32 protein-coding genes and 1 pseudogene are annotated in these 26,305 nt (G+C 35.2%); 7 read left to right on the top strand and 26 right to left on the bottom strand.

Going from position 1 to position 26,305, the window contains the following annotated elements; all coding sequences use genetic code 11:
- Window position 1: 1 nt before the first annotated feature.
- A complete protein-coding gene (locus HMPREF0528_RS01595) occupies window positions 2–1,156 on the bottom strand; it encodes a cysteine desulfurase family protein (protein WP_004894202.1) in 1,155 nt (384 codons plus the stop codon).
- A 90-nt stretch (window positions 1,157–1,246) separates the two neighbouring features.
- Window positions 1,247–2,971, bottom strand: coding sequence for a septation ring formation regulator EzrA (gene ezrA / locus HMPREF0528_RS01590; protein WP_034525054.1), 1,725 nt, complete (start codon window positions 2,969–2,971; stop codon window positions 1,247–1,249).
- Between the two features lie 279 nt (window positions 2,972–3,250).
- Here ezrA and rpsD point away from each other — a divergent pair, with 279 nt between their 5' ends.
- From rpsD to HMPREF0528_RS01565, 5 genes are all read left to right on the top strand, one after another.
- The gene (gene rpsD, locus HMPREF0528_RS01585) at window positions 3,251–3,862 is read left to right on the top strand and encodes a 30S ribosomal protein S4 (RefSeq protein ID WP_003647084.1); all 612 of its coding nucleotides are present in this window, start codon (window positions 3,251–3,253) and stop codon (window positions 3,860–3,862) included.
- Window positions 3,863–3,978: 116 nt separating this feature from the next.
- Window positions 3,979–4,443 carry a YueI family protein gene (locus HMPREF0528_RS01580; RefSeq protein WP_004894191.1) on the top strand — a complete coding sequence of 155 codons (465 nt, stop codon included), beginning with the start codon at window positions 3,979–3,981 and terminating at the stop codon, window positions 4,441–4,443.
- A 2-nt stretch (window positions 4,444–4,445) separates the two neighbouring features.
- On the top strand, window positions 4,446–5,741 hold the full coding sequence (locus tag HMPREF0528_RS01575; protein WP_004894189.1) for a replication-associated recombination protein A: 1,296 nt from the start codon (window positions 4,446–4,448) through the stop codon (window positions 5,739–5,741).
- A gap of 284 nt (window positions 5,742–6,025) precedes the next feature.
- Window positions 6,026–6,310, top strand: a complete 285-nt coding sequence (locus HMPREF0528_RS01570; protein ID WP_011161826.1) for a hypothetical protein — start codon at window positions 6,026–6,028, stop codon at window positions 6,308–6,310.
- 60 nt (window positions 6,311–6,370) lie between these two features.
- Window positions 6,371–6,850 (top strand): universal stress protein, encoded by a 480-nt coding sequence (locus tag HMPREF0528_RS01565; protein WP_004894183.1) that lies wholly within the window; start codon window positions 6,371–6,373, stop codon window positions 6,848–6,850.
- A 47-nt stretch (window positions 6,851–6,897) separates the two neighbouring features.
- Here the strand turns inward: HMPREF0528_RS01565 and HMPREF0528_RS01560 are convergent, their stop codons facing one another.
- The 19 genes from HMPREF0528_RS01560 to HMPREF0528_RS01470 all read right to left on the bottom strand — a co-directional run bounded on the left by HMPREF0528_RS01560 (window position 6,898) and on the right by HMPREF0528_RS01470 (window position 21,057).
- Window positions 6,898–8,094 carry an FtsW/RodA/SpoVE family cell cycle protein gene (locus HMPREF0528_RS01560; protein WP_004894182.1) on the bottom strand — a complete coding sequence of 399 codons (1,197 nt, stop codon included), beginning with the start codon at window positions 8,092–8,094 and terminating at the stop codon, window positions 6,898–6,900.
- Between the two features lie 18 nt (window positions 8,095–8,112).
- A complete protein-coding gene (locus tag HMPREF0528_RS01555; protein WP_004894179.1) occupies window positions 8,113–8,340 on the bottom strand; it encodes a DUF2969 domain-containing protein in 228 nt (75 codons plus the stop codon).
- A gap of 10 nt (window positions 8,341–8,350) precedes the next feature.
- A complete protein-coding gene (gene yidD / locus HMPREF0528_RS01550) occupies window positions 8,351–8,644 on the bottom strand; it encodes a membrane protein insertion efficiency factor YidD (protein WP_011161824.1) in 294 nt (97 codons plus the stop codon).
- A 1-nt stretch (window position 8,645) separates the two neighbouring features.
- Window positions 8,646–8,831 (bottom strand): DNA-directed RNA polymerase subunit beta, encoded by a 186-nt coding sequence (locus HMPREF0528_RS01545; protein ID WP_004894174.1) that lies wholly within the window; start codon window positions 8,829–8,831, stop codon window positions 8,646–8,648.
- A 2-nt stretch (window positions 8,832–8,833) separates the two neighbouring features.
- Window positions 8,834–9,823: a rod shape-determining protein gene (locus tag HMPREF0528_RS01540; RefSeq protein WP_004894172.1), complete on the bottom strand. Its 990-nt coding sequence runs from the start codon at window positions 9,821–9,823 to the stop codon at window positions 8,834–8,836.
- Between the two features lie 107 nt (window positions 9,824–9,930).
- Complete coding sequence (locus HMPREF0528_RS01535) at window positions 9,931–10,164, bottom strand: DUF1146 family protein (protein ID WP_050756181.1); 234 nt, start codon at window positions 10,162–10,164, stop codon at window positions 9,931–9,933.
- A gap of 50 nt (window positions 10,165–10,214) precedes the next feature.
- Window positions 10,215–10,655: a F0F1 ATP synthase subunit epsilon gene (locus HMPREF0528_RS01530; protein WP_004894168.1), complete on the bottom strand. Its 441-nt coding sequence runs from the start codon at window positions 10,653–10,655 to the stop codon at window positions 10,215–10,217.
- A gap of 11 nt (window positions 10,656–10,666) precedes the next feature.
- Entirely contained in the window at window positions 10,667–12,109 is a 1,443-nt protein-coding gene (gene atpD, locus HMPREF0528_RS01525) for a F0F1 ATP synthase subunit beta (protein WP_004894166.1), read from the bottom strand.
- A 22-nt stretch (window positions 12,110–12,131) separates the two neighbouring features.
- Window positions 12,132–13,088, bottom strand: a complete 957-nt coding sequence (locus HMPREF0528_RS01520) for a F0F1 ATP synthase subunit gamma (RefSeq protein WP_004894163.1) — start codon at window positions 13,086–13,088, stop codon at window positions 12,132–12,134.
- A gap of 17 nt (window positions 13,089–13,105) precedes the next feature.
- Window positions 13,106–14,617, bottom strand: a complete 1,512-nt coding sequence (atpA, locus tag HMPREF0528_RS01515; RefSeq protein WP_004897610.1) for a F0F1 ATP synthase subunit alpha — start codon at window positions 14,615–14,617, stop codon at window positions 13,106–13,108.
- A gap of 14 nt (window positions 14,618–14,631) precedes the next feature.
- Window positions 14,632–15,180, bottom strand: coding sequence for a F0F1 ATP synthase subunit delta (locus HMPREF0528_RS01510; RefSeq protein WP_004894156.1), 549 nt, complete (start codon window positions 15,178–15,180; stop codon window positions 14,632–14,634).
- On the bottom strand, window positions 15,180–15,680 hold the full coding sequence (gene atpF / locus HMPREF0528_RS01505; protein ID WP_004894154.1) for a F0F1 ATP synthase subunit B: 501 nt from the start codon (window positions 15,678–15,680) through the stop codon (window positions 15,180–15,182). Before atpF ends, HMPREF0528_RS01510 begins: the two co-directional genes overlap by 1 nt.
- Before the next feature lie 49 nt (window positions 15,681–15,729).
- On the bottom strand, window positions 15,730–15,942 hold the full coding sequence (gene atpE, locus HMPREF0528_RS01500) for a F0F1 ATP synthase subunit C (RefSeq protein WP_004894153.1): 213 nt from the start codon (window positions 15,940–15,942) through the stop codon (window positions 15,730–15,732).
- 18 nt (window positions 15,943–15,960) lie between these two features.
- A complete protein-coding gene (atpB, locus tag HMPREF0528_RS01495; protein WP_004894150.1) occupies window positions 15,961–16,677 on the bottom strand; it encodes a F0F1 ATP synthase subunit A in 717 nt (238 codons plus the stop codon).
- 91 nt (window positions 16,678–16,768) lie between these two features.
- Window positions 16,769–17,398, bottom strand: coding sequence for a uracil phosphoribosyltransferase (gene upp / locus HMPREF0528_RS01490; RefSeq protein WP_004894147.1), 630 nt, complete (start codon window positions 17,396–17,398; stop codon window positions 16,769–16,771).
- 113 nt (window positions 17,399–17,511) lie between these two features.
- Entirely contained in the window at window positions 17,512–18,504 is a 993-nt protein-coding gene (locus tag HMPREF0528_RS01485) for an L-threonylcarbamoyladenylate synthase (RefSeq protein WP_034525052.1), read from the bottom strand.
- Entirely contained in the window at window positions 18,482–19,345 is an 864-nt protein-coding gene (gene prmC / locus HMPREF0528_RS01480) for a peptide chain release factor N(5)-glutamine methyltransferase (protein WP_004894142.1), read from the bottom strand. The genes HMPREF0528_RS01485 and prmC overlap by 23 nt, the downstream gene beginning before the upstream one ends.
- Window positions 19,338–20,426 carry a peptide chain release factor 1 gene (prfA, locus tag HMPREF0528_RS01475; RefSeq protein ID WP_004894139.1) on the bottom strand — a complete coding sequence of 363 codons (1,089 nt, stop codon included), beginning with the start codon at window positions 20,424–20,426 and terminating at the stop codon, window positions 19,338–19,340. Before prfA ends, prmC begins: the two co-directional genes overlap by 8 nt.
- Window positions 20,427–20,457: 31 nt before the next feature.
- Window positions 20,458–21,057, bottom strand: coding sequence for a thymidine kinase (locus HMPREF0528_RS01470; RefSeq protein ID WP_034525051.1), 600 nt, complete (start codon window positions 21,055–21,057; stop codon window positions 20,458–20,460).
- 159 nt (window positions 21,058–21,216) lie between these two features.
- Between HMPREF0528_RS01470 and HMPREF0528_RS01465 the strand changes: the two genes are divergently transcribed.
- Window positions 21,217–22,569 (top strand): Mur ligase family protein, encoded by a 1,353-nt coding sequence (locus HMPREF0528_RS01465; protein ID WP_004894135.1) that lies wholly within the window; start codon window positions 21,217–21,219, stop codon window positions 22,567–22,569.
- Window positions 22,570–22,765: 196 nt separating this feature from the next.
- Window positions 22,766–24,135, top strand: a pseudogene (locus tag HMPREF0528_RS01455) (IS4 family transposase).
- A gap of 398 nt (window positions 24,136–24,533) precedes the next feature.
- Here HMPREF0528_RS01455 and HMPREF0528_RS01450 read toward each other — a convergent pair.
- The 5 genes from HMPREF0528_RS01450 to HMPREF0528_RS09335 form a co-directional block, all read right to left on the bottom strand.
- Window positions 24,534–24,881, bottom strand: coding sequence for a hypothetical protein (locus HMPREF0528_RS01450; protein WP_004894129.1), 348 nt, complete (start codon window positions 24,879–24,881; stop codon window positions 24,534–24,536).
- Window positions 24,882–24,883: 2 nt separating this feature from the next.
- Complete coding sequence (locus HMPREF0528_RS09345; RefSeq protein WP_004894127.1) at window positions 24,884–25,051, bottom strand: hypothetical protein; 168 nt, start codon at window positions 25,049–25,051, stop codon at window positions 24,884–24,886.
- Window positions 25,042–25,647 carry a chromosome partitioning ATPase gene (locus tag HMPREF0528_RS01445; protein ID WP_004894126.1) on the bottom strand — a complete coding sequence of 202 codons (606 nt, stop codon included), beginning with the start codon at window positions 25,645–25,647 and terminating at the stop codon, window positions 25,042–25,044. Before HMPREF0528_RS01445 ends, HMPREF0528_RS09345 begins: the two co-directional genes overlap by 10 nt.
- 9 nt (window positions 25,648–25,656) lie before the next feature.
- On the bottom strand, window positions 25,657–26,019 hold the full coding sequence (locus HMPREF0528_RS09340) for a tyrosine-type recombinase/integrase (RefSeq protein WP_004894124.1): 363 nt from the start codon (window positions 26,017–26,019) through the stop codon (window positions 25,657–25,659).
- 2 nt (window positions 26,020–26,021) lie between these two features.
- A partial coding sequence (locus HMPREF0528_RS09335; protein WP_004894122.1) for a site-specific integrase occupies window positions 26,022–26,305 on the bottom strand: 284 nt, incomplete at its 5' end.

Raw genomic sequence — 26,305 nt, 5'->3', positions numbered from 1 at the left:
CTTATTTCAAATGATTAATTTCAGCGAAGTGCTTATATATTTTATCAAAAACTGAAATAAATTGCTCAGCTTCTTCAATTGTATTACTTGGATCAAAACTTAGTCTAATTGCACCGGTAGCTAAATCATCATCTACCTTCATAGAATTCAAAGTGCCACTCTCTACACCACTTCTTGAAGAACATGCACTAGTGGTTGAAACATAGATATCTTCAGACTCAAGCGTATGAACTAAAGTTTCCCCGCGAATACCTTCTAATGAAAAACATAAAATACTTGGAACAAAATTATCGTTAATTGGTGAAAAAATATGAATTCCTGGTTTTCCATTTAGATAGGAAACTATTTTATTCTTAACTGCCAATTCTTGCTCAGCATTTTTCTTTTCATCAGCTAAATATAAACGCATGGCTTTGGCAGTTGCCGCAATTGCAGGTAAATTTTCAGTACTTGAACGTAAGGCCTTTTCTTGACCACCGCCATCAATTAACGGCTTAATCATTTTACCTTCTTTTTTATAAAGAATACCTACGCCACGAGGTGCATGAAATTTATGAGCTGACAGACTCATTAGGTCTACTCGATCAGTAAATACCTCATCCCAAACATCTTTTCCCAAAGCTTGAACATTATCAACATGAAAAGTAACGTTAGGATAATTTTCTAAAACTTTACTAATAGCTTTAATAGGTTGAATTGTACCAATCTCATTATTAACGCCCATAATTGAAACCAAAATTGTTTCTTTATCTAATGCTTCTTTTAAATCTTCAGGATTTACTTGTCCATTCTTATCAACTGGTAAAACAGTTACACGAAATCCCAAATTTTCTAAAGCACGTACTGAATTTGAAACTGCTGCATGTTCAACACTTGATGTAATAATATGGTTACCAAATTCTTTTTTAGCTAAAGCAGTACCTTTGATTGCCCAATTATCAGATTCACTTCCACTAGATGTGAAAAATATCTCATATGGCTTAACATTCAATAAATTAGCAATTTGTTTTCTAGAGGCTTCTAAAAGTTGATGAGATCGATCTCCCATTTTATGCAAACTTGAAGGATTTCCCCAGATATCCTTTGTTACTTTATCATATGTCTCTAAAGCTGCAGGATAGACAGCTGTTGTAGCACTATTATCAAAATAGATCAATTTTCTTTCTCCCCTAAAAAACGACCATAGAAGATGGTCGTTTGATAATCATATAAAATCTTAACTTAAAAATACTATTGCTTCAATCTTTTACTCTTCTTCGTCTGCTTCTTGCTCGCTATAGTATTCTTTTTCAATTCTTTGATAGCTTCCTGGCTCTACCTTTTCTAGCGCTGTCGCAATTACGTCCAACGCTTCTTTATACTCATATTTATTCTGATATAAATCATAAGCTTCTTTACGTGCACGTTTAATTTCAGGATTTGAAAGATATTTATTTGAATATTGCATAGTCAATTCAACTAAATCAGCAGAATTTAAAATCTCATCTGCTTCTTTCTTTAAACGTTCAATATCTTCCTGAATTTGAATCAGTTCGCTAGATATTTTTTCCATATTTATTCTAACTTGATTCAATTCATTATCTGTATGCTTAACTTCATTTAATACTAAAGTATACATCTGAATAAAACTTTCAGGCTTTCCGGGTAGCTGACGTCGTTCAACTTTTCGATAAACTAAAGAAATTTCTTGCTTAAAGTGGATTATAGAATCATTAGCAATTTTTTCTGCATCAAATAGCCCATCTATATCATTTGAGAGTTTTTTCTCAGTCTTTTCAATTTCTTTCAAATTATCTAACATAGTTAGCCATTTATTCTCAATTTGAGAGTAAACACCGTTACCATCAGCTAACTTTTGACAGTCAACATCAAAGTCAGAATTCATTCGGCTAACTTGACTTTTTAGTTGTCTAGCTTCAGCTAGCTCTCCATGTGTCAATTCATAACTTTGATCCACATGCTCTAACTTAGCTACAAGTTGATTAGATGCATTTCCAACATGGGAAAGAATTTGAACAATTTTATCTTGATTTTTATCAACAAATGGTCGAGCTTTAAATTCTTTTGTAAGAATATCATATAAGCTATCAATTCGTGTACTTATTTCTTTATTATTCTTTTCAACCTTTTTAAGCTCTAATTTGGTAAGACTCTTTTTAGTACTATCAACTAGTTCACTTAAGCTCTTGATTTCTTCTAGTACATCCACTTCAGTAATTTTGTACTTATCTTTTATCATTTGACGATAAGTATTGCTGAGTTCGTTAAGTTGATCGGGAAAAACATTTTTTAACTCTTGATCAAAGTTCTCTACCTTAGGAAGATCAGTCTTTAAAGTAGTAAGATTTGTATCGATTTTAACTAATACTTTCTTTGCTTCTTCATGATCTCCTTCACCAGATAAATTCTTTACAGTTTGAAAATCACTTTCTAAGGTTGCTAGATCTTCTTCAATCTGATCAATTGCATTCCCATAATTAAAAGATTGGGATAATATTTTTTTACGTAGTTGTTGGTAGTCTTTTGATAAAGCAGCATAGTGCTTTTGATTATCTCGATTTGCTTCGAGTAAATTAGTAAATACTTGCTTACTGTGTTCTACATTATCTTGATTAGTCTGCAATAATTCTGTTGCTTCTTTAATTAATTGGCGAGTTTTTATTAAATTAAATTTTGCATTAAGCCCAGCCGCTTGTTCAAGAAGATGCTTTAATTCTCCAACGTCCTTAGTATCAACTTTTTGATATACTTTCTGCCATCTTTTAAAAGTTTCCAAACTTTTTCCGGCTAATTCCATTTTCTCTAAACGTTTAATATCTTCTTCAACGCTAATATCTTTTAATTCATCAGTTAGCGCATCTAATTCTGCAATCTGATGATTAAAATACTTATTAAGAATAACAACTGTAGCAATAACGGCAATTATAGCAATCAATATTACAATAATAAGAATAGATAACCCTGATGACATAATACCCTCCATATTTCATATTAATTATACCAGACTTCATCTTAATGCCAGCTAGAAAATCTCTACTTTTACTTGCTTTAAAACATATTTCTTACTATAATAGTCTTCGTGTAAAATATTTGCAGCAATAAGTGACAAGAACGTCAACATCTTGAGGCGTTTAGTGAACGAGTAACCCGCGCTGCACTGGGCGAAACATGCAACTTGAGATGCACGAATGTTGAACTTATTTCTCATATTTTACTCCAAAAAATTATTATTTTTTATGGAGGATTTTTTATGTCAAGATATACTGGTCCAAGTTGGAAACGTTCAAGACGCTTAGGTATCTCACTTTCAGGTACTGGTAAGGAAATTAGCCGTCGTAACTACGCACCTGGTGATCATGGTCCTAATAACCGTGCTAAGGTTTCTGAATATGGTCAACAATTAAAGGAAAAGCAAAAGTTACGTTGGATGTTTGGTTTAAATGAACGTCAATTCCAAAACTTATTTATCCGTGCTGGTAAGATTCGTGAAGGTAAGCACGGTGTTAACTTCATGGCTTTACTTGAAAGACGTTTAGACAACATCGTTTACCGCTTAGGTTTAGCTTCAACTAGAGAACAAGCTAGACAACTTGTTAACCACGGTCACATCTTAGTAGATGGCAAGCGTGTTGACATTCCTTCATACGAAGTTAAAGTTGGTCAAGAAATCAGCTTAAGAGATAAGTCAAAGAACTTACAACAAGTTAAGGACGCTTTAGATGCAGTTGTATCACGTCCACCATTTGTTTCATTTGATGACAGCAAAATGACTGGTACTTTGGTACGTCTTCCAGAACGTGACGAAATGGAACCAGAAGTTGATGAAGCTCTTATCGTTGAATGGTACAACAAGAAGCTTTAATATTTTCTGCTTCATTACAAAAAGTCTTTCCTCTTTTGGAAAGACTTTTTTGTTTTCTTCTTTTCCACTTGCTACACTAAGAATGTAATATTTTATTATAAAAAGGAAAAAGAAATATGACTGAAGATTTAAATACCCGTCTTGAACATGCTGCTAAAGGAATTACTCCTCAAACTTGTCCTGATGAACGGAGAAGATATTTAGGTTCTTTACGTGAACGAGTTCTAGTAAGAATGACTGTAAAAGAAACCGACAATCCGGACTTAGATGCTTTGTTTTTAGACCATTTAAATGACTTTAAAAATTATACTATCTTAATCAATGGTAAAATGCCTCAAAATAAATTTATTAGTAAATTAATGAGTTTGTGTTCACAAAAAGATATTAAGTTCACTTTAATAAATGACGAAACTGCCAAAAACGAACTAGACTCCACTGGCGTTTTAGTAGTTTCAAAAACTGCTATTAATCATTATCGAATTGACATCAACCAAGTATATGCTCCAGAAGTGCCACATGAACAATTATCAAAACCAAAAAAAGAAAATTTCTGGGACAAATTATTTAGAAAAAAGGACTAATTATGCAACCTCTTGCTTATCGTATGCGCCCCAAAAACTTAGATGAAGTTGTTGGTCAAGAACATTTAGTAGGAAATAAGAAAATAATTAGACGAATGGTCGAAGCTAAACTCCTATCCTCAATGATTCTTTATGGACCTCCTGGTATTGGAAAAACTAGTATTGCCAGCGCAATTGCAGGTTCCACTAAATATGCATTTAGGAAACTTAATGCAGCAACTGACACAAAAAAAGATCTTCAAATCATTGCTGAAGAAGGAAAAATGAGTGGAACTGTCATCTTACTTTTAGATGAAATACATCGTTTAGACAAACCAAAGCAAGACTTTCTATTACCTCTTTTAGAATCAGGGAATATTATTTTAATCGGTGCTACGACAGAAAATCCCTATATTTCCATCTCTCCTGCTATTCGATCCAGATGTCAGATTTTTGAATTACATCGTCTTAAAAAATGGGATATTTCGCATGCGATTGATCGTGCTCTTAAAGATTCCGAAACAGGATTAGGTAAATACAATGTAGAGTTAACAAAAGATGCGCGTAATCTTCTCATTGAAAAAGGAAATGGCGATTTAAGAGCAACACTTAATGCATTAGAATTAGCAGTTTTATCGACAAAAGAAGAAAAACAGGAGAACGCTGATAATAAACTAGTAATCGATAAAGCTGAAATTCAAGATTCCATCCAATTTAAATCTCAAAATTATGATGCAACTAGTGATGGCCACTATGATTTATTATCTGCATTTCAAAAATCAATTCGAGGTTCGGATACTGATGCAGCACTTTATTATCTAGGGAATCTCTGCGAATCTGGTGATTTAGTAGCAATCTGTAGACGATTATTGGTAATTGCCTATGAAGATATTGGACTCGCTAATCCCCCAGCCTGCAGTCGTACAGTTAATGCAGTACAAGCCGCTCAAATGGTAGGTCTACCAGAAGCGCGAATTATTTTGTCAAATACTGTCATTGAACTCTGCCTATCACCCAAAAGTAATAGTGCAATTACTGCAATTGATTCAGCAATAAGTGACATTCAAAATAAGCAGAATGATCCTATCCCTGATAGTCTAAAGGACGCACACTACAAGGGAGCGGCTACCTTAAATCATGGTGTTTCTTATCTTTATCCCCATGACTTTCAAGGTGATTGGATTGCCCAGCAATACTTACCTAACAACCTAAAAAATGTCTCCTACTTTAATCCGAAGGGTAATTCTAAAGTTGAAGATGCATTAAAAAGACAATATCTGCGCCTAAAAAAAATGCAAAAAGACGGGCTGCAAAAGTAAATCCAATTTATTGACATTGATCATATCTTTGCTAGAATAGATAGTGATCTGAGTTGATCAACCTAATTACAAAGTTGACCGATCAAACTAAAGACGTTGGAATTTATGAATAACATCTGAATCGGAATACTAGCTTGTCCTAGGATCCATATTCACTGCGACATAGATTCAAATTTTGAACACTGCGGGTTCAACAAGCGTCATTATGTTGCAGTCAACTCAGATTTTATTGAAATTCAAGGAAGCGGCGTAAGCCGCTTTTTTTATTAAGTGAGGTTTAATAAGTGGTATTAAAAGTTCTAATGCTAATTTTTATTTTATTAGTGTTTATTACAGCTTGGTATTTAATTAGAAGTAAAAATAAAGGACAATTCATTATTTTCACTTTTATCGGAAATAAAAAAATTAATATGCTGTTCTCAATTACTAGTTTGGTGTTAATTTTAACTGGTTTTATTGGGATTATTATTTTATTTACCTTACCTAAAATATTTAATTTCATTACCTTAATTATTGCTGCAATGGCGCTTTCCATCTTTTCATTTACTTTCATGAATTTAAATGAATAGTTTTATTATTATTCTATTTAAATAAAATTTTGGTAAAATATTGATGGAGAGGTGATCAACATGTTAAAACAATACCAACATATCCAAGTTGCCGTAGATGGTTCAAAAGAAGCAGACGCTGCATTTAGCAAAGCTGTTGAAGTAGCCAAAAGAAACGGTGCTACTCTTGAAATTTTACACGTAGTAGATACTCGTGCATTTCAAGATGTTTCTAGCTTTGATTCAGCAATGGTTGAACAAGTATCTGAAGAGGCAAAAACCAAAATTGAAGAATATTATAACCGGGCTAAAGATGCTGGAGTTAAAGATGTTCACTATTCAATTGAATTTGGTTCTCCAAAGAATATCATTGCTCATGAGTTTCCAGAAGAACACAATATCGATTTAATAATTTTAGGTGCTACTGGTTTAAATGCCGTAGAAAGATTACTAATTGGTAGTATTACGGAGTATGTTACCCGTACTGCAGCTTGTGATGTTCTTGTAATTCGTCAACCAGCTGCACAAAACGAAGATATTAAGAAAAATAGAAAAAATTAAGAGCAAAAAAATACCTCATCAAAAATGATGAGGTATTTTTTATACTTTTAAAAGTCTCCAGCGGTACTAAAAATATAATCTTTATGGTGCCACTTCATCGATAGAATCAAGCCAATTCCAATCATATTTCCTAATAAGGCTGATCCCCCTTGAGATACAAATGGTAGCGGGATACCAGTCAATGGTAAAAGATCAATTCCCATTCCGATATTTTCAAAAACGTGAAATAAAATCATCATGATAATTCCCGTAGAAATATAAGAATAAAATGCATTTTTTGTTTCAAAAGTAATTTTGACCATTTGAAAAATTAAATAGAAATAAATCAAAATCAAAGCACAACATCCTATGAAACCTAATGATTCACCAATAACTGAGAAAACCATATCAGAAGTTCTAACAGGAACATAAACACTGACTTTACCAAAACCATGTCCCCAAATTTGACCTGATCCAATCGCCTTCATACTTTGCCACAATTGATAAGCACCTGAAGAAGTATCTTGAGATGGATTCAACCAAGAGTTAATTCTTTGAAACTGGTAGGCCCTAAAGTTAAATGCACTTCCTAAAAATGCTTGTCCACCGGGGGTAGTAACCAGTAAGATTGCTGCTGCACCAATAATAAACACAACACCATATACTGGGATGATAATTTTCCAAGTAATTCCTGAAACTAAAATTACCCCACCAACAATTGCAAAGAACACAAGCATGGTACCGAAGTCATTTTGTAGCTTTAACAAAACTGCGACTGGAATTAACCATGCAGATATTTTACCAATCAAAAGCCAGTCTGTTTTAAAAGTATGGGCATACTGTTCATTATGCCGCTCTACTACTCTTGCTAACATTAAGATAAATGCAGGTTTCATAATTTCAGACGGTTGAAAAGTTAATGGTCCTAATTTAAACCAACTCTTCGCACCAGTATCGGCAAATACTTGCCGGTTATACAAGAATAAAACTGCAATTAATAAAATTATTCCAATCCCATAAGCAATTGGAGCAATTTTAAAAAGTTGTTCTGCATCAAATTGCATTACAAAAATCACCAGTGCAATTGATACCAGATACCAAACTGCTTGAGTAATAACTGCTTTTACTGGGCTCCCCATTTTAGGATCATTCACAGTTGCAACCCAAATACCGTATAGACTGATGACGGCTAATAAAAAGACTGGAATTACTACCCCCCATGCGATGCGATCATACCAATCTGCTTTATTTTCAACTTTTGTCATTGTATATCCCTACTTTGTTTATTTCTCATGCAAAGTAAAGTATGAAAGTAATTCATTAATAGCACTTTCTAAAGTCTTGGAATAGAGACTGTGATTTGTTTTAGAAGATACTACATGATAGCGTTCTTCTTCTTGTTCAATAATTCCAATAGAACGTTTACCAGGAATAACAACTTCCCAGGTAGGTGCTGAAGTGCCTTTTCTTTCATTAACTTCAATATCAATACTTTCCAATTTTCTAGACATATATATTCTCCTACTTTTTATTCGAATGAAATGCCTGCGCAATAATTTCATCTTCATATCGTTCAGGATGAGGATTACGACGCAGGGTAAAATAATCCGGTACTGGATCTACTCCTCCCTTAATAAAAGGATTACAGCGTAATATCCGCGCTAGTCCCATTATTAAGCCTAAAATTGCTCCATGCTTTTTTAAAGCATCAATCATATAGCTTGAACAAGTAGGATAATACCTACATGTTGGTGGCAAAATTGGAGAAATAAATTTCTTATAAACATTTACCAACCCAATTAACAATTTATTCATTTTAACTTAAAAACTCAAAAAAATGAATCCATGTTGTAGGAAAGAAAATTGCAAAAGGATTGCCACTTGCAACACCACATCCAATAAAGGCTCCAAGGAGCATGGTTGCAAACAAGTATAAAATAATCTTTCCCAATTTTTTTAAATGTTTATTTACTAATGAAAAATTAAAACTTGCTCTCTTCATAATTAGTGTCTCTGATGATTCTCAATATTTTTAAGCAACACACCTGTTCCATTTGCAACAGCTTCTAATGGTTCATCAGCTTTTAAAACTGGAACTTGGAGATAATAAGTAATTAATTTATCAATATTCTTTAGTAAGGCTCCACCACCTGTTAACATAATACCACGATCGATAATGTCAGCAGACAATTCAGGTGGAGTTTGCTCCAAAACTTCTTTAGTTGCAGCCACAATTGACATTAAACCATCTTCAAGAGCCTTTTGAACTTCTAGCTCGTTAATTGTAACTTGCTTTGGCAATCCGTCAACCATATCACGACCACGAACAGTCATCGTCTTAGTTGGATCAGCTTCAAAAGCGGTCCCAAGTTGAATCTTAATTTGCTCAGCAGTGTGTTGTCCTACTAAAAGATTCTTACTACGTTTAATATAGCTGGCAATGGCCTGATTCATTTTATCCCCGGCCCAACGAAGTGAGCGGGAAGTTACGATTTCTCCCATTGACAAGACAGCAATATCAGTAGTACCACCACCAATATCAATAACCATATTTCCTTGTGGTCTAAAAATATCTAGCCCTGCTCCCACAGCTGCTACTTTAGGTTCAAAGTCTAGATATACTCGGCCTCCACCTGATTTCTCAGCAGCTTGAATAATAGCTTTTTGCTCAATTGAAGTAACTCCAGTAGGAGCACAGATTAGAATATTAGGTTTAGACATAAAACCTTTTACGTTTAATTTTTCAATAAAGTAGCTAAGCATTTCTTCTGTAATATCAAAATCTGCAATTACACCATTTTTCAATGGTCTAATTACTCTAATATTACCTGGTGTACGCCCTACCATTTTATATGCCTCAGTACCGACTGCGACAACTTTATCTTTATCAGTATCTACAGCAACAACAGAAGGTTCATTTAAAACGATACCTTTGCCGGATACATTTATTAGAACATTTGCAGTTCCTAAGTCAATTCCTATATCTCTTGCCACGCTAGTGCCTCCAGTATTTAATCATTAAAAATTGTAACATAAATACCGCTTTACTTTAAGGACAAGTGTAAAGAAGTGCTTTTCAAAAGCATTTCTTATAAAAATCATTAAAAAAGCATTTTTAATGCTAAGGATTGATCCACTAATGCCAAAATAAATTGTCCAACTATAAAACCTAAGGCAATCGACACAAATAGTAAAAATACTTGAATTTCAAATGTGTGTCCCTTCTTAAATAACTGGTCCACTCTTAGGCCTCTCACTGCTCTGAACGAAAATGCAATCATCACTAAATATGTGATTAGGCTGACAATTGCATGAACTCCTACTTGTTTCATCATATAATTTTCTCCATAAAAAAAGACGAACTCATCGTTCGTCTTTCTCATTTCTATTTACTGTAATTTTCACGTACATGTAATCTATTAACTGCACGACGTAAGGCAATTTCAGCTTCTAGCATTTCTCTTTCGTTGTGCTTCTCTTTAGCTTCTTGCATATGTTGTTCAGCACGCTTCTTAGCTGATTGTGCACGCTTAACATCAATATTGCGAGCACGTTCAGCACTGTCCGCAATAATGGTTGCTTCATTATTTGAAAATTCAATATAGCCCCCATTAACAGCAATATGGTCAATACGATCATTCATTTCATGCGTTCTTTTTACCCGAACTTCACCAATAGCTAAAGGAGTAACAATTGGAAGGTGATCATACATAATTGCACGATCTCCATCAATTGCGCGCATTGCTACCATCGTAGCATTATGCGAATAGACAATACCATCAGGTGTTACAACGCTAACTTTTATAACTTTTTCTGGATCTGCCATAACGCATCACCCTACTTTGCTTCTAACATTGCTTTTGCTTCAGGATTTTTAGGAGTAACTCCCATCTTTTCAGCTTGCTTAATAACATCCTCAATTGGACCAACGTTACGGAAAGCATCTTCTGGAAGATCATCCAATTTACCATCAATGATCATCTTGAAGCCTTTAATTGTTTCCTTGATTGGTACATATGAACCTGGAATACCAGTAAATTGTTCAGCAACAAAGAAGTTTTGTGAAAGGAAGAATTGAATCTTTCTTGCTCGTTCAACAATTAACTTCTCATCATCTGATAATTCATCCATACCTAAAACAGAAATAATATCTTGCAATTCTTGGTAACGTTGCAAAATATGTTGAACCTTAACAGCTACTTCATAGTGTTCTTCACCAACAATTTCTGGATCTAAGGCACTAGAAGTTGATTCAAGTGGATCAACAGCTGGGTAAATACCTTGTTCAACCAAACGACGTTCTAGGTTAGTAGTAGCATCTAGGTGAGCGAATGTAGTTGCAGGAGCTGGGTCAGTATAGTCATCAGCTGGCACATAAACGGCTTGAATTGAAGTAATAGATCCCTTCTTAGTAGAAGTAATCCGTTCTTGCAATTGACCCATTTCAGTTGCCAAAGTTGGTTGGTAACCAACGGCACTTGGCATACGACCAAGTAAAGCAGAAACTTCAGAACCTGCCTGAGTGAAACGGAAAATATTATCAATAAATAATAATACGTCCAAACCTTCAACATCACGGAAGTATTCCGCAATAGTCAAACCAGTTAATGCAACACGCATTCTGGCACCAGGCGGCTCATTCATCTGACCAAAGACCATAGCAGTTTTAGATAAAACGCCAGATGCCTTCATTTCAAAGTAAAGGTCGTTACCTTCACGTGTTCTTTCACCAACACCAGTAAATACAGAAATACCACCGTGTTCTTGGGCAATATTATGAATCAATTCCTGAATAATAGTTGTCTTACCAACACCGGCACCACCGAATAGACCAACTTTACCACCACGAACATATGGTTCAAGTAAGTCAATAACTTTAATACCAGTTTCTAGAATTTCTTCACTTGTGCTTAGTTCATCGTACTTAGGTGCTTCTTTATGAATACCTTCACGTTTTACATCTTTACCTAGAGCAGGACCACCATCAATTGGATCACCTAATACGTTAAAGACACGTCCTAAAGTGTCTTTACCAACAGGAACAGAAATTGGACCACCTGTGTCTTCAACTTCCATACCACGTCTTAAACCGTCGGTAGATTCCATTGAGATAGTTCTTAAAACACCATCACCAAGTTCTAGTGTAACTTCAAGAACAAGAGTATCACCATTGTTGTTTGTGACACGTAAGGCGTTATTAATATCAGGCAAATCTTTATCTAGTGGGAATTCCACGTCAACGACAGGTCCAATAACTTGGACAATTTCGCCTTTACTCAAAACATCTACCTCCTTTTCTATTTTATTCTAAGGCATTTGCACCACCGATAATTTCAGTAATTTCGGTAGTAATTTGTGCCTGTCTTGCTCGATTTAATTTAGTCTTCAAACCAGAAACAACATCATCTGCATTTTGAGATGCACTCTGCATCGCTGTCATTGAACTTGCATGCTCAGCAGTTTTAGCATCCAAAATAGCTCCAAAGATCATTGATTTAGCAAATTGAGGTAAAACTGTCTTCAATACTGAATCAATATCTGGCTCAATAATGTAGTCTTTTGGCATTGTTTCTTTATGATTAATATCAATATCAGAAATTGGTAACATGCTTTCTACTCTAAAAGCAGAAGTCAACGTATTTACGTGGTGAGTATAACAAACAAAAAGTTCATCATAAACCCCATTTAAGTACATCTTTACAGCGGTTTGAACAATATCTCTAACTTCATTGTAAGTTGGGACATCGCTTACACCACTATATTCATATACCACATTAAGATTTTGTTTCTTAAAGAATTGTGCGGCAACGCTACCAACTGCCAAAATTTTAACATCTTTATTTTGGGCATCAGCATCCTTAAAGATACTCATCATATTCTTAATAACTTGACTGTTATAAGAACCAACTAAACCTCTATCTCCACTAATTACTAAGTAACCAGTCGATTTAATTTCTTTACGAGGTTGAACTAAAGATGCTAAAGTACCTAAATCGAAGAAACTACTATAATCAATATTAGATTGACCGCCAAATTCACTGTATTCATTTGTCTCTTTACCTAATTGATTCACAATTTGTGAACTCATCAGATGAGAAACGGTTGCTCTAACTTTATCGTTATAAATAGTATATTCTTGATCAAGTTTTTCAGTTCTATTCAATTTAACACCTGAAACCATTCTCATGGCTTCAGTTATTTGACCTGTTTTCTGAATTGAAGCAATCTTTTTTTTCAGTTCAAGGAGAGATTCTGCCAATGAAAAAACCTCCTCTTCTATTTCTTACTGATTGAAAAACCTTCGTTGAAGTTCTTTAAAGCTTCATTAAGCTTATCTTCCTCAGGTAAATCTCCTGTAGTGCGGATTACATCAAGTAAGTCGTTATAGTTACTTGCAAAGTAATCATATAATTCAAGTTCATAACGTTGAATATCAGGTACAGGAATTGCATCCAAAAAGCCATGTGTCAAAGCATAAAGAATTAATACTTCATCTTCAACAGGAAGTGGCTTATGTAGTGGCTGCTTTAATACTTCAACAGTACGACGTCCACGATTTAACTTGGCTTGAGTAGCTTGATCAAGATCACTACCAAATTGAGCAAAGCTTTCAAGCTCTCTATATGATGCCAAGTCCACACGTAATGTACCTGCAACCTTTTTCATAGCCTTGATCTGTGCACTACCACCAACACGGGAAACTGATTCACCGGCATTAATGGCAGGACGTGTACCAGCAAAGAATAGATCAGCTTCCAAGAAAATCTGTCCATCAGTAATGGAAATAACGTTAGTTGGAATATAAGCTGAAATATCCCCAGCTTGGGTTTGAATAAATGGTAAGGCAGTCATTGAACCGCCACCAAGTTTCTTATTCAACTTAGCACTACGTTCTAGTAAACGAGAGTGTAAGTAGAAAACATCACCTGGATAAGCTTCACGACCAGGTGGACGACGAAGAAGTAAGGAAATTTCACGGTATGCAACGGCTTGCTTACTCAAGTCATCAAATACGATTAATACATCCTTACCATTGTACATAAACTCTTCACCCATTGCAGTTCCTGCATATGGAGCGATATAAAGCATTGGTGCGGGTTCACTAGGACCGGCTTCTACTACAATAGTGTAGTCCATAGCACCAAATCGTTTTAAAGTTTCAACAGAGTTTTTAACTGTTGATTCCTTTTGACCAATGGCAACGTAAATACAAATAACATCTTGGCCCTTTTGATTAATGATTGTATCTAGTGCAAGAGCAGTTTTACCTGTCTTACGGTCACCAATAATTAATTCACGCTGTCCACGACCAATTGGAACTAAAGCATCGATAGCTTTAATACCAGTTTGTAAAGGCTGGTTAACGGATTGTCTATCCATAACTCCAGGAGCTTTACTTTCAATAGGTCTAGTCTTATCAGTCTTAATCTCACCTAAACCATCTACTGGTTGTCCTAATGGGTTCACAACACGACCAATTAATTGATCGCCAACAGGAACTTCCATAATTCGACCAGTACGCTTAACTTGATCACCTTCACGAATATCGTCAAAGCGACCTAAGATGATGATACCAACATCATTGGCTTCTAGGTTTTGCGCAATACCGTATGAACCATTAGAAAATTGTAATAATTCACTTGATAATACGTTATTTAGACCGTGAGCACGGGCGATACCGTCACCGACGTAGGTAACAGTACCAACTTCGTTGACGTTGAGCTTATCATCATATTTCTCAAGTTGTTGCTTGATCAAAGCGCTAATTTCTTCCGCTTTAATGCTCAATGGTTTCACCTCTTTTATCTATTTTCAATTAATTGCTCACGAATTTGTTGCAATCGAGTTCTTATAGAACCATCAATAATGCGATCCCCGACTTTGAGGATAATACCTCCTAAGATACTTGGATCAACTTTATTTGTTAGAATCAATTCTTTAAAGCCATACTTCTTAGCATAGGCTTGGCTTATTCGACTTAATTCATCTTCATTAAGCTTAATAGCACTTACTGCAGTACCAGAAGCAATATTCTTATACTCATCATAAAGAGTATTAAACGCCTCAATAATTGCAGTTAAGGATTCAAATCTGCGATATTCTAATAAGAAATCCAAAAAATTCTTAGTTTCAACTGAAAACTTATCACTAAAACTTGATAAGAATTCCTCTTTTTGATCCTTTCGAATAATGGGATCACTTAACAAACGCAACATATCAGGATTTTCTTTAGCTACTTGAAGCAATACATTTATATCTTCATGTACTGCATCCAGACTATTAGCATCCTGTGCATAAGCAAATAAAGCTTTACTGTATCTGGAAGCAATTTCTTCTCTACTTAAAGCCATTAGTCATTCAGCCCCTTGATAAATTGATCTACCAAGTCTTTCTGATCAGCAGCAGATAAATTCTTGCTAATTACTTTTTCAGCAATAGCAACAGAAATGTCAGCTACTTGATCTCTTGCTTCATTGAGTGCATCAGTTTTTGCTTGAGCAGCATCTTCTGATGCTCTCTTTCTAATTGCGGCAGCTTCTTGATCAGCTTGGCTAATAATATTATTCTTAGTCTTTTCCGCATTGCTTTTTGCAGTAGAAAGAATTTGTGTTGCCTCTTGTTTAGAGTCTTTCAAGGCTGCTTCACGTTGATTAGCAAGCAATTCAGCTTTCTTTCGATCACTTTCTGCTTGATCAAGGTCGCTTATTACCTTTTGACGACGTTCTTCCATCATCTTTGTTACAGGGCCCCAAGCAAAGTGTTTAACTAAGAGGAGCAAAGCTGCAAAGATCAAAAGATAGTAAAGCGTGTCACCTAACTCTAATTTTAAGGCTGCAAACATAAATTGCATGTCTCAACCCTTCTTTCTCGTAATTACGATCTTGTTCTTAAAACGCAAATTACAGGAAGAGAATTAAGAAACCAATAACGATAGCTAAGATAGGAACAGCTTCGATCAAACCAACACCGATAAACATAGTTGCTCTAAGGTTGTTAGCAGATTCAGGTTGTCTTGCCATACCTTCAATAGTTTTTGAAATAACTTTTCCGTTACCGTAGGAAGCAGCCAAAGCAGCTAAACCAGCGGCAATTGCGGCAGCTAAATATTTCATAGAAAAACCTCCGTAAAATTATTCTTCAGTAACCTTTTTCCCAATATATACCATTGACAAAGTTACGAATACATATGCCTGGATAGAGCCAATAAAGACAGAGAAGCCTTGCCAGATTAAAGTTAGTGGAACCGAAGCGATGACGGTAAACCAACCCGCACTCTTTGCAAAACGATTACCGATTAAAGTTAATAATACTTCACCGGCATAAATATTACCGTAAAGACGTAGTGATAACGTCAAGAAATTAGTGAATTCCTCAATAATATTGATTGGAAGTAAAAATCCAACTGGTTTTGCATAATTTGCAAAATAACCTTTAGCACCAAACCTCTGAACACCAAAGTTATAAGACAAAAGCAATGTCATCATTGCCATGGTCATAGTAATTAATGGGTTAGCTGTTGGTGATTTGACAAGGATATGGTCATTAATTGAAAACTCAAAGAACAAACCTAACTGGTTCATAAAGAAAATGAACATGAATAGGGTAAAGGCATATAGAGATAGGTGCTTTTGTGCATCTACGTCAGCAACGTTGTCCTTAACAATCCCATTTGTAAAATCAATCATATATTCCAAAAGATTTTGCTTTTTATTAGGTTTTAAAGAAACATTACGTCCTAAATACCAAACAAGAAAGAAAACCGCAATTGCGACTAACGTTCCCCCTAAGCAGTTAGTTACATTGAAATTTAAGCCGAATACATTAACGACTACAGATTTCTCATTCACTTCGTGACCTCCCTTCTTGTGCTGAATACCTCAAACACACTAAAAATGATAACACCCAAAAATTTTAATTTCAAAATATTTTTGAGTAAAATTACTTAGTTCCGAACAATCTATCTCCTGCATCCCCTAGACCTGGGTAGATGTAACCGTTATCCATTAATTTTTCATCTTCTGCTGCTGCATAGATGTCTACATCTGGATTTGCTTCTTGTACAGTCTTTACACCTTCAGGAGCAGCTACTAGAACAGCTAAACGAATATTCTTAGCACCACGCTTCTTTAATGCTTCAATAGCCATATTTGCTGAACCACCTGTTGCAAGCATTGGATCAACAATAATACATTCACGTTCTTCAATATCTGGTGGCATCTTGAAGAAATATTCATGTGGCTTTAGAGTTTCTTCATCACGATACATTCCGATATGTCCTACTTTTGCAGATGGGATCATTTGAAGAACACCATCAACCATTCCAAGACCAGCACGTAAAATTGGTACTATAACTAGTTTCTTACCTGCTAATTCTTTTTGAGTTGACTTTCCAATTGGAGTTTCAATCTCAACATTCTTCAATGGCAAATCGCGTGTCATTTCATACACCATGAGTCCACCGATTTCACCAACAATTTGACGAAATTCATTTGTACCTGTGTCTTTCTTACGAATAATTGTCAACTTATGTTGGATCAACGGGTGATTCAAAACGGTAAACTTACCCATAATGGCCTCCTATTTTAAAAATAATACTTCGTCCATTATTTTAACAAATTATTAGATAAATGTTTCCTAAATCATACGAAAAAAGGCATGTTTTTCTACATGCCTTTTTATTTTTAATGAAAATGGTGGCCAGCAGCAGCTTTGTTTAAACGATTCATATAAGCAGCACTAATTGCACCATGGTCAAAACCTTGGACATAAATGCGCTTAATCTTATTTTCATCATCAAAATATCTTAAAGCACCAAACAAATTATGGGCTGCCTTATCAATGGTCTTACCTAAACTATATTTATTAGGACTATCGATATTTTCAAGAACTTCATCCAAAGCAGCTACACCAGTCTCATCATCCCATTGGATTTTCGAAAAGTCTTCTTTTTTATCAACAATTAAAACAGGAGCACTAGGAGCGTAATGACGATATTTCATACCAGGAGCTTTTGGCACACCCTTAGTCTGCGTAGTTCCCCTATTCATCAAAACTTCTTCTCCTAGAACCGCTGAAATCTCTTCGGGCGTAATTTCACCAGGACGAAGTACCGTTGGCTTTTCAACGGACAAATCAACAATTGTTGACTCTAAACCAATTTCGGTTGGACCATTATCAATAATCCCGGCTATTTTTCCCTTTAAATCATGAAAAACATGTTCTGCAGTTGTTGGACTAGGCTTAGTGGAAGTGTTAGCGGAGGGCCCAACAATAGGCTTTCCCAGTTCACTAATTAAATCATGGGTCATATCATCATTCGGACAGCGAAATGCTGCGGTTGGAAGCCCGCCAGTTACAGCATCTGGTAAAGTGCCTTCTTTGACAAAAAGAATAATAGTTAATGGACCAGGCCAAAAGTGTTTAATTAGCTTTTTAGCACGTTCTGGCACTTCATTAACATATTTTTCCATCATTTCTTCATCAGACACAGTTACAATTAATGGATTATCACTTGGGCGGCCTTTAGCTGCATATACACTCTTAACAGCCTTTTCATTAGTTGCTAATGCCCCAAGCCCATATACGGTTTCAGTTGGAAAAGCTACTAATTCTCCTTTTCTCAACAGAGCAACTGCTTCAGGAATTTGTTCTTTATTTAAAATCTTCGTTTCCATTACTCTTCCACCTTCCATGAACCATTCTTGGCTTACCTGCTAAGTCATCCCTAAATTCAATTTCAAAATCTGGTAATTCAGTCTCAAATAATTCTTTTAATTGCTCTTTTTCACTAAAACCGAACTCTAAGAAAAATTGTCCTTGAGGATTTAAATGTGACTGAACTTGCTTTGCAAACTTACGATAAAAATCTAGACCATCTTCTCCACCATATAAGGCAGTATCAGGTTCGTTTTTTATAACATTTTCATCCATTAAATTCTTTTCGCTCATCTTAATGTAAGGAGGATTAGAAATAATCATGTCAAATTTTTCTAAACCCACTAATACATTTGCCTTACGGGTTTTAACATCTAAATCATACTTTAAGAAATTTTCTTCGCTTTCACGCAAAGCGGAATCTGTAATATCACTTGCGTATAGATTCAAATTCTGAATTCCCTGTTTCTGAGCTTGCTTTACTAAGGCAACCATGATAGCTCCAGAACCAGTTCCTAAATCAAGGATCTTTTTACCAGATTCAATATTTTCAAGTGCCCATTTAACTAATTCTTCAGTTTCAAACCGAGGAATTAAAACTCCACGGTTAACTAAAATTTTGTAGCCATAAAACCAAGCGTATCCCAAAATATATTGCGGAGAAATTCCTCTACGCAATTTTTTCATATCTTTTAATGCTTGTTTTTCTTGTTCCGGAGTTAATTCATCATTAATGTGTAATTCAAATTCTGAAGGTGTATAGCCTAATCTTTCTCCTAGAACGTAATCAATATCCTCTGGACAAATTTCAGAATTATCATTTAACACAGTTTCTTTTATTTTTTTTAGACTTTTAGGCATTTTCTTCAGCCATCTTTTCTAATTGCTGAGTTTGGTAGTAAAGAACGAGTGCATTAATAATTTCATCCAACTCGCCGTTCATTATTCGATCAAGCTTGTTTAAAGTTAGACCAATTCTGTGATCAGTTACACGGTTTTGAGGATAGTTATAGGTTCTAATTCTTTCAGACCGATCTCCTGTACCAACAGATTCTTTTCTTTTAGCATCATATTGATCACGATTTTGACTTTCATAGTAGTCATAAACACGTGATTTCAAAATTTGCATAGCCTTTTCACGATTTTGTTGTTGACTACGTTGATCCTGCATAGCAACTACAATACCAGTAGGAAGGTGGGTCATACGTACGGCACTAGAAGTTTTATTAATATGCTGTCCACCAGCACCAGATGAACGGTAAACATCTACACGAATATCTTTTGGATCCAAGTCGATGTCTACTTGTTCGTATTCGGGCATAACGGCTACAGTCGCAGTAGAAGTGTGAACACGGCCTTGAGATTCAGTTACTGGAACACGTTGCACACGATGAGCTCCGTTTTCATACTTTAATTTTGAGTAAACTTTATCACCTGTGATCATAACGGCAACGCGCTTATACCCACCTACTTCAGTCGGCTCAGAATCAATTAAAGATACTTTCCAACCTTGAGTTTCTGCGTATTTTTCGTACATCCTAAGAAGATCGCCTGCAAATAATGATGCTTCATCCCCACCGGCAGCTCCTCTAATTTCCATAATAATATCTTTATCATCGTTAGGGTCTTTAGGAAGCATTAAGATCTTAATCTCATCTTCTAATTCAGCAACTTCTTTTTCTAATTCAGAATTTTCTTCCTTCGCCATCTCAACTAAGTCATTATCAGATTCAGTAGAAATAATTTCTTTATTATCATCAATTTCTTTAATATCTGACTTATATTTACGATATTTTTGTACTACTTCACGCATATCGGCTTCTTCTTTAGAGATTTCCATATACCGCTTAGTATCGTTAATAACTTCGGGATCAGCCATCATTTCTTGAAGTTCTTCATAATGGGCAACTAATCCTTCCAATTGGGCCATCACTTTATCCATAATTATTATCCTTTCTTAATTCTCCTATCTTTTATCTTTGCTTATTGGGATGAAAATAGTGAAAACGACAAACGGGATAGTAAGATTCATCTCCGCCAATTTGAACTTGTTCACCCTCATAAACAGGTTTTCCAGAATTAATTCGTAAATTCATTGTAGCCTTATGACCGCAATAGTGACAAATTGTCTTCATTTCTTCTACTTTATCAGCAAAAATCAACAAATTTTCGCTACCTTCAAATAAATGATTTTGAAAATCATTTTTCAGACCAAATGCCATTACAGGTATTTTTAATTCATCAACAATTTTGGCACATTCTAATACGTGGTGTCTTTTTAAAAACTGTGCCTCGTCAATTAAAACACAAGCCATCCTACCATTGCCAGACTCCACATCACTTTTATTCAATTCTGAAACATAATTAAATAAATTTAAATCTTCACTTATAGGCACAGCTTTACGATGTAAACCGATTCTAGAAGCTACTGTTCCTACTCCACTTCTATCGTCTACATTACTCGTCATTAAAGCAATTTTTCGTCCTTGTGCCTCATAATTATGGGCAACCTTCAGTATTTCAATCGACTTACCACTACTCATTGCACCATAGCGAAAAAACAACTGGGCCACTGCAAAATTCCTCCATTGTTAAATTTATGTAACTTCACTAGTATTATCTTAATTAGTATAAAGTAAATTTAAAAATCGTGCAGGTAAAAATAAAAAAGGTCGTCTTCATTTTATCTATATGCTATAGTAAAATTTAGTTTTAAAGTGAGGGATAATAATATGAATTTAAAATCAGGCATCGCTAAGGTAGCTGGTAAATCATCTTACTGGTTTCTTCATAACGTATTAAAGGGCGGGACGAGTTTTCCTGGGAAATTTGCCATGAAAATTGATCCTGAAGTATTAAATTCATTAGCAAAAGGCTATGAGACAATCATTGTTACTGGAACTAATGGTAAAACAATGACAACTGCTTTAATCGTGGAAGCATTAAAGAAGAAATATGGTGATATTTTAACTAATCCATCAGGCTCAAATATGCAACAAGGAATTGTTACAGCATTTTTAGCTCACAAGAATAAAAGAGCAAAAAAGAAAATTGCTGTGCTAGAAGTAGATGAAGCAAATGTAAAAATGGTAACCAAGTTACTGCATCCAAGCGTATTTGTTTTAACTAATATTTTTCGCGATCAGATGGATAGATATGGTGAAATTTATACTACCTACCAAAAGATTGTCGATGGAATTAAACTAGCTCCCGATGCAACTATTATCGCTAACGGGGATGCAAGTATTTTTTCATCCGTGGAATTACCTAATAAAAAAGTATTCTATGGTTTCAAACTTCCCGAAGACAAACCTGAAAATGACTTCAAGGCTCCCGTAAATACTGACGGTGTTTTATGTCCTAAGTGTGATCATATCTTGCATTATCACGAACGTATTTATGCAAACTTAGGAGACTATTTCTGCCCTAATTGTGGCTACCATCGTCCAGAATTAACCTATAGTGTAAATCAAATTATTGATCAAACTCCAAATAGCTTAAAATTCAAAATGGGTGAAAAAGAGTACAGCATTGGTATCGGTGGTACCTACAATATCTATAATGCTCTAGCTGCTTATTCTGTAGCGCGTGAATTTGGTTTAAGTGAAGAAGAAGTAGCCCAAAGTTTTGCTGAAAACAAACGAATCTTTGGTCGCCAAGAATTGATTAATTATGCAGATAAAGAAATAGATCTCATCTTAGTTAAAAATCCAGTTGGACTTGATGAAGTTCTCCATATGTTAAATACTGAAAAAGATAACTACTCTTTAGTTACTCTTTTAAATGCAAATCACGCAGACGGAATCGATACATCCTGGATCTGGGATGCAGGTTACGAAGGATTAAATAAAGATCAAATCAAAAAAGTAGTAGTCGGTGGAAAACGTTGGCATGATATGGGATTTAGACTAGAAGTTTCCGGCTTCGATCCGGGTTTAATGACAACTGCCACTAATAATGAAGCTTTATTAGATGAAATTTCAAAATTACCAACTAAGAAAGTTTATATTTTAGCTACTTATACTGCTATGCTTTCACTTCGTAAAACAATGGGTGAAAAGAAAATTATTAAAGCAGGTATGTAATATAAAAAGGGATAATGTCAATTGACCAATGTTATTAAGTTAAGACATTGACAAATTGAATCTAATCTCTGTAGAACCGAATCATTATGATTTGGTTCTTTTTTTGCATAAAATAAAGGCGAAAAGAACCCACCTTTTCGCCCTCTGATTAAATTATTAAACCTTCAAAATTATTGCCAGAAAGCTGGTATTAATTATGAAAGCCCTTCATAAAAATATTTTAGATCGTCTTGATCAAATTATCAATGATACTGGAAAGCATATTCATGATTTTATCGATGATCCTCATGCCTTCACTAGGAAGCGGTCTTTAGATGCAGCTACAGTCATTAAAACTACTATAATATGCAAGGAAAAGATTTGACCAGTGAGTTGTTTAGAGCTTTTGGCCAAAAAGCTATTAAAAATAACGATAAAGTAGTCAGTACTTCCGCTTATGTCCAACGCAAAGGTCAGCTTTCACCCGCATGTTTTAAGCATATTCTAACTGTATTTAATCAGAATTTGTTTAATATCCAGTTATTTGATCATAAATATCGTATATTTGCCATTGATGGGTCTGATTTTAATCAAATCTGGAATCCTAAATCAGAGAATATTGTTGGAAATCTCAATCATAAAGGAAAGCCATATTGCCAAATTCATGTTAATGCACTCTATGACCTGTTAAATAATACTTATCAAGACTGCATCTTTCAGCCTAAGTCAAAGATGGATGAACGTAAAGCCGCCGTTCAAATGCTTAAAAAGCTAAATTGCGGACCATATATAGTTACTATGGATCGAGGTTATACCGGCTTTAACATGATTGAAAATTGTAATCGCCTGCCTAACTGTTATTATGTCATACGTACTAAAACGGAATATGGCGCATTTAAGGAAGTAGCTGAGTTGCCTAATCAAGAGTGTGATAAGGATATAGCTTGCTGGGTGACTACCTCTAATTATTATTATGAAACCCATAAAGCCACAGAAAACGTTCATCTGGTTAACCATCATTATCGTCAATATATCAAATATCGGTCTAAAAATACCAAAGATGGCAGCTGGGACTTTGGAGAGTTATGTATAATAAAATTTCGCACTTGTAAATTTAGAATTAATGATCCTAAATCAGGCAAAGAAGAATGGGAAGTTGTTCTAACCAATCTAAATAGAGCCGATTATCCCTTAAAAAGGATCAAAGAAATCTACCATTTGCGCTGGGGCATTGAAACTTCATTCAAAAAATTGAAATATGCTTTGGGAAGCGTACAGTTTCACTCCAAGCAGGATAAATTTATCGAAATGGAAATCTATGCCCACATGATTATGTTTAACGCAGTCAGTCAAATTGATGCTCAAGCATATATACCACAAAAAAACTGCAAGTATCAATATGCGATTAATTTCAAACAGTCATGCTTTATCATCCAAGCTATGTATATAATTTCTTCTTCAACTAAAATCTTTAAAAAGATTCTTATTCAAATTAGTCATTACACAATTCCAATCAGACCAGGACGAAAAGACAAAAGAAATTTCAAACCAAAATCAGCTGTATATTATTTATATCGTGTAGCCTAATTTCTAAACAAGATTTGGGCTTATTTGACATAAAAAAGATCATTCAAATGCGATAAATCGCAAATGAATGATCTTAAAAATTGAGTCGATAATTTGTCAATGTCTTAACTTAATGACATTGCTTGCAGGAGTAAGACTCTTTTTTTCATGAACACCTTTACCCACTCGTGGGAAAATAATTTTCCTTCGTAATACCGTCGCGAATTGTAACGGTATTCCTGTTCTCTTTGAGATCAACTTTTCCGAACTTCTATTCCCGTTCTACATGACTATTTCAACTTCCGCTAATGCTATTTGTAAAAGTTGAACTCTTACCCTGAAGCAGGGTAGAGGTTCTGTCCAATTTTGGACATATCTTTTAACTGCGCAATTTTAGGGGTGCACCCAATAATAAAGACTTACTTCTTGATAGTGATTTTTTTAAGAAGCTTAATCTTGGAACTGATATCTTCATCTTGAAGCTGTCTGCTGACGTAATCATCTAAGGCTTTGTTCACCAACTCATTGACACTTGTTCCATAAATGGTGGCAAGTGTCTTTAAGTAATCATCAGTCTTACTTTTGATTAAAATGGTGCGGTGCTTGTCTTCGGTTGCGTTTTGAGATGAACGTTGTGCGGTTGAGTTCGTTTCTTTAGTTCTGCGATTGCCTGCTTTGGTGATAGGCTTCTTGCTTTGAACTGTATTCAATAAGCTGTCTGAGGGTGATACTTGTTCTAATGATCCTACTTTAATTTCTTTAGTCATACTTATTTCTCCTTAGTTAAAAATTCATTTATGAATGCTTCAATATCTTCCGTAACTTTACCCCGCGGTTCGTATTCAAAAATTGATTGAAAATTGTTTTGGGCTTCCTTCACCGCGATGGCTTCTCTTATTTTTGATTCAAAAACGGTTGTATGAAGTTCTAATGCCACTCTTCCAATGCTGAAGTTATGGCTTTGGTGAACACTGTTCTTGAGTTATATCTGCTGATAAGGATTCCATCTATCTTGAGCTCTGGATTGGATCTTCTTTTAATGCTGTTAACTGTAGAAGCAAGATCCTTTAACCCTTTGAGCGAATATATATCTGCCTGCGTTGGTACTACTACAGATTGAGATGCGGTTAGTGCGTTCAATACTGCCATATTCAATGAAGGTAGTTTATCAATCACTACATAATCATAAATACCCATTAAATCCTTCATGTTGTCTTCCAAAATAAATTGCGGATCTAACTTTCCTGTTAACAATACGTCAAGTTGAGCTAATTCTGGACTGGCGGGAGCAAGATCAATATCATCGTTAACCTTCACAATAATATCCTTTAAGCTAGTCTTTTCAGTTAAAACTTGAAAAGTAGTTTCATCTTGCCGATAAGGAACATGGAATGAAAAGCTAGCATCTGCTTGTTGGTCAAGATCAATTAATAAGACCTTTTTTCCTTTGCGTGCTAATCCATAGGTTAAATATAAGGCGGTTGACGTTTTTCCAGTTCCACCCTTTTGATTGGTTATAGTCACAACTTTCATGATTTACTCCTAACTAAAAATAGCCTTGTCAACTTGACTGGATGCGGGGTTCTTGCTTGCATCAATGTTGTGCGCATAGATTTCTGTTGTTTGCATATTCTTGTGTCTTAGCAATTCCTGCGTCTGCTGAAGCGTTGCTCCATTAAGAAGGCTAAGAGTTGCCGCGGTGTGTCGTGTTGAGTGAGCCGTTAGCTTTGGGCTGTTAAACCCTGCCGATATAAATGCGTGCTTCACTATGCCACTAATTGAGCGCGTGGTTAATCTCTTCCCTGCGTTGTTATTACTGGTACTGGCGAATAATGGTTGCTTCAGGTCTGATGCCTTACGTTCGCTGAGATACGCTCTTAAAGCTTCTTCAACATGTTCTGGCATTCTCACCACCGCATCTTTTCAATATGACCCTTACCTTGAACATAGAGAACGGTTGCATCCCCACTGGTGCGGATATCTTCAATATTAGCCCTGCTTACTTCAATAGTTCTCAATCCCATTGTTAGCATCAAGGCAAGCATTGCATAATTCCGTTTACCAATAAGTGTGGATTGGTCGATATCTTGAAGCACCTTCTTAGCTTGTTTGCTTGTAAGATAATCCTTCTTGAAGTTCTTACCAATCTTTGCGCCTTTTACATATCGCGCAATATTAGGATATAATTGTT

This window comes from Lactobacillus johnsonii ATCC 33200 (assembly GCF_000159355.1).
Lineage (GTDB): Bacteria > Bacillota > Bacilli > Lactobacillales > Lactobacillaceae > Lactobacillus > Lactobacillus johnsonii.
Note: the sequence above shows the minus strand (reverse complement) of the source record. Positions and strands in the feature narration are given on the sequence as shown.

What these genes read in the sequence shown, in the direction of transcription:
- HMPREF0528_RS01575 (WP_004894189.1), top strand. Translation starts at nt 4,446, where the DNA reads ATGCAACCTCTTGCTTATCGTATGCGCCCCAAAAACTTAGATGAAGTT.
- HMPREF0528_RS01510 (WP_004894156.1), bottom strand. Translation starts at nt 15,180, where the DNA reads ATGGCTTTAAGTAGAGAAGAAATTGCTTCCAGATACAGTAAAGCTTTA.
- HMPREF0528_RS01485 (WP_034525052.1), bottom strand. Translation starts at nt 18,504, where the DNA reads ATGGAAACGAAGATTTTAAATAAAGAACAAATTCCTGAAGCAGTTGCT.
- HMPREF0528_RS01565 (WP_004894183.1), top strand. Translation starts at nt 6,371, where the DNA reads ATGTTAAAACAATACCAACATATCCAAGTTGCCGTAGATGGTTCAAAA.
- HMPREF0528_RS01465 (WP_004894135.1), top strand. Translation starts at nt 21,217, where the DNA reads ATGAATTTAAAATCAGGCATCGCTAAGGTAGCTGGTAAATCATCTTAC.
- upp (WP_004894147.1), bottom strand. Translation starts at nt 17,398, where the DNA reads ATGGGTAAGTTTACCGTTTTGAATCACCCGTTGATCCAACATAAGTTG.
- atpE (WP_004894153.1), bottom strand. Translation starts at nt 15,942, where the DNA reads ATGAAATATTTAGCTGCCGCAATTGCCGCTGGTTTAGCTGCTTTGGCT.
- prmC (WP_004894142.1), bottom strand. Translation starts at nt 19,345, where the DNA reads ATGCCTAAAAGTCTAAAAAAAATAAAAGAAACTGTGTTAAATGATAAT.
- HMPREF0528_RS01545 (WP_004894174.1), bottom strand. Translation starts at nt 8,831, where the DNA reads ATGAAGAGAGCAAGTTTTAATTTTTCATTAGTAAATAAACATTTAAAA.
- yidD (WP_011161824.1), bottom strand. Translation starts at nt 8,644, where the DNA reads ATGAATAAATTGTTAATTGGGTTGGTAAATGTTTATAAGAAATTTATT.
- HMPREF0528_RS09340 (WP_004894124.1), bottom strand. Translation starts at nt 26,019, where the DNA reads ATGCCAGAACATGTTGAAGAAGCTTTAAGAGCGTATCTCAGCGAACGT.
- HMPREF0528_RS01535 (WP_050756181.1), bottom strand. Translation starts at nt 10,164, where the DNA reads ATGATGAAACAAGTAGGAGTTCATGCAATTGTCAGCCTAATCACATAT.
- HMPREF0528_RS01530 (WP_004894168.1), bottom strand. Translation starts at nt 10,655, where the DNA reads ATGGCAGATCCAGAAAAAGTTATAAAAGTTAGCGTTGTAACACCTGAT.
- ezrA (WP_034525054.1), bottom strand. Translation starts at nt 2,971, where the DNA reads ATGTCATCAGGGTTATCTATTCTTATTATTGTAATATTGATTGCTATA.
- HMPREF0528_RS01445 (WP_004894126.1), bottom strand. Translation starts at nt 25,647, where the DNA reads ATGAAAGTTGTGACTATAACCAATCAAAAGGGTGGAACTGGAAAAACG.
- rpsD (WP_003647084.1), top strand. Translation starts at nt 3,251, where the DNA reads ATGTCAAGATATACTGGTCCAAGTTGGAAACGTTCAAGACGCTTAGGT.
- prfA (WP_004894139.1), bottom strand. Translation starts at nt 20,426, where the DNA reads ATGGATAAAGTGATGGCCCAATTGGAAGGATTAGTTGCCCATTATGAA.
- HMPREF0528_RS01450 (WP_004894129.1), bottom strand. Translation starts at nt 24,881, where the DNA reads ATGACTAAAGAAATTAAAGTAGGATCATTAGAACAAGTATCACCCTCA.
- atpF (WP_004894154.1), bottom strand. Translation starts at nt 15,680, where the DNA reads ATGCAATTTATGTTTGCAGCCTTAAAATTAGAGTTAGGTGACACGCTT.
- HMPREF0528_RS01555 (WP_004894179.1), bottom strand. Translation starts at nt 8,340, where the DNA reads ATGTCTAGAAAATTGGAAAGTATTGATATTGAAGTTAATGAAAGAAAA.
- HMPREF0528_RS01560 (WP_004894182.1), bottom strand. Translation starts at nt 8,094, where the DNA reads ATGACAAAAGTTGAAAATAAAGCAGATTGGTATGATCGCATCGCATGG.
- HMPREF0528_RS01580 (WP_004894191.1), top strand. Translation starts at nt 3,979, where the DNA reads ATGACTGAAGATTTAAATACCCGTCTTGAACATGCTGCTAAAGGAATT.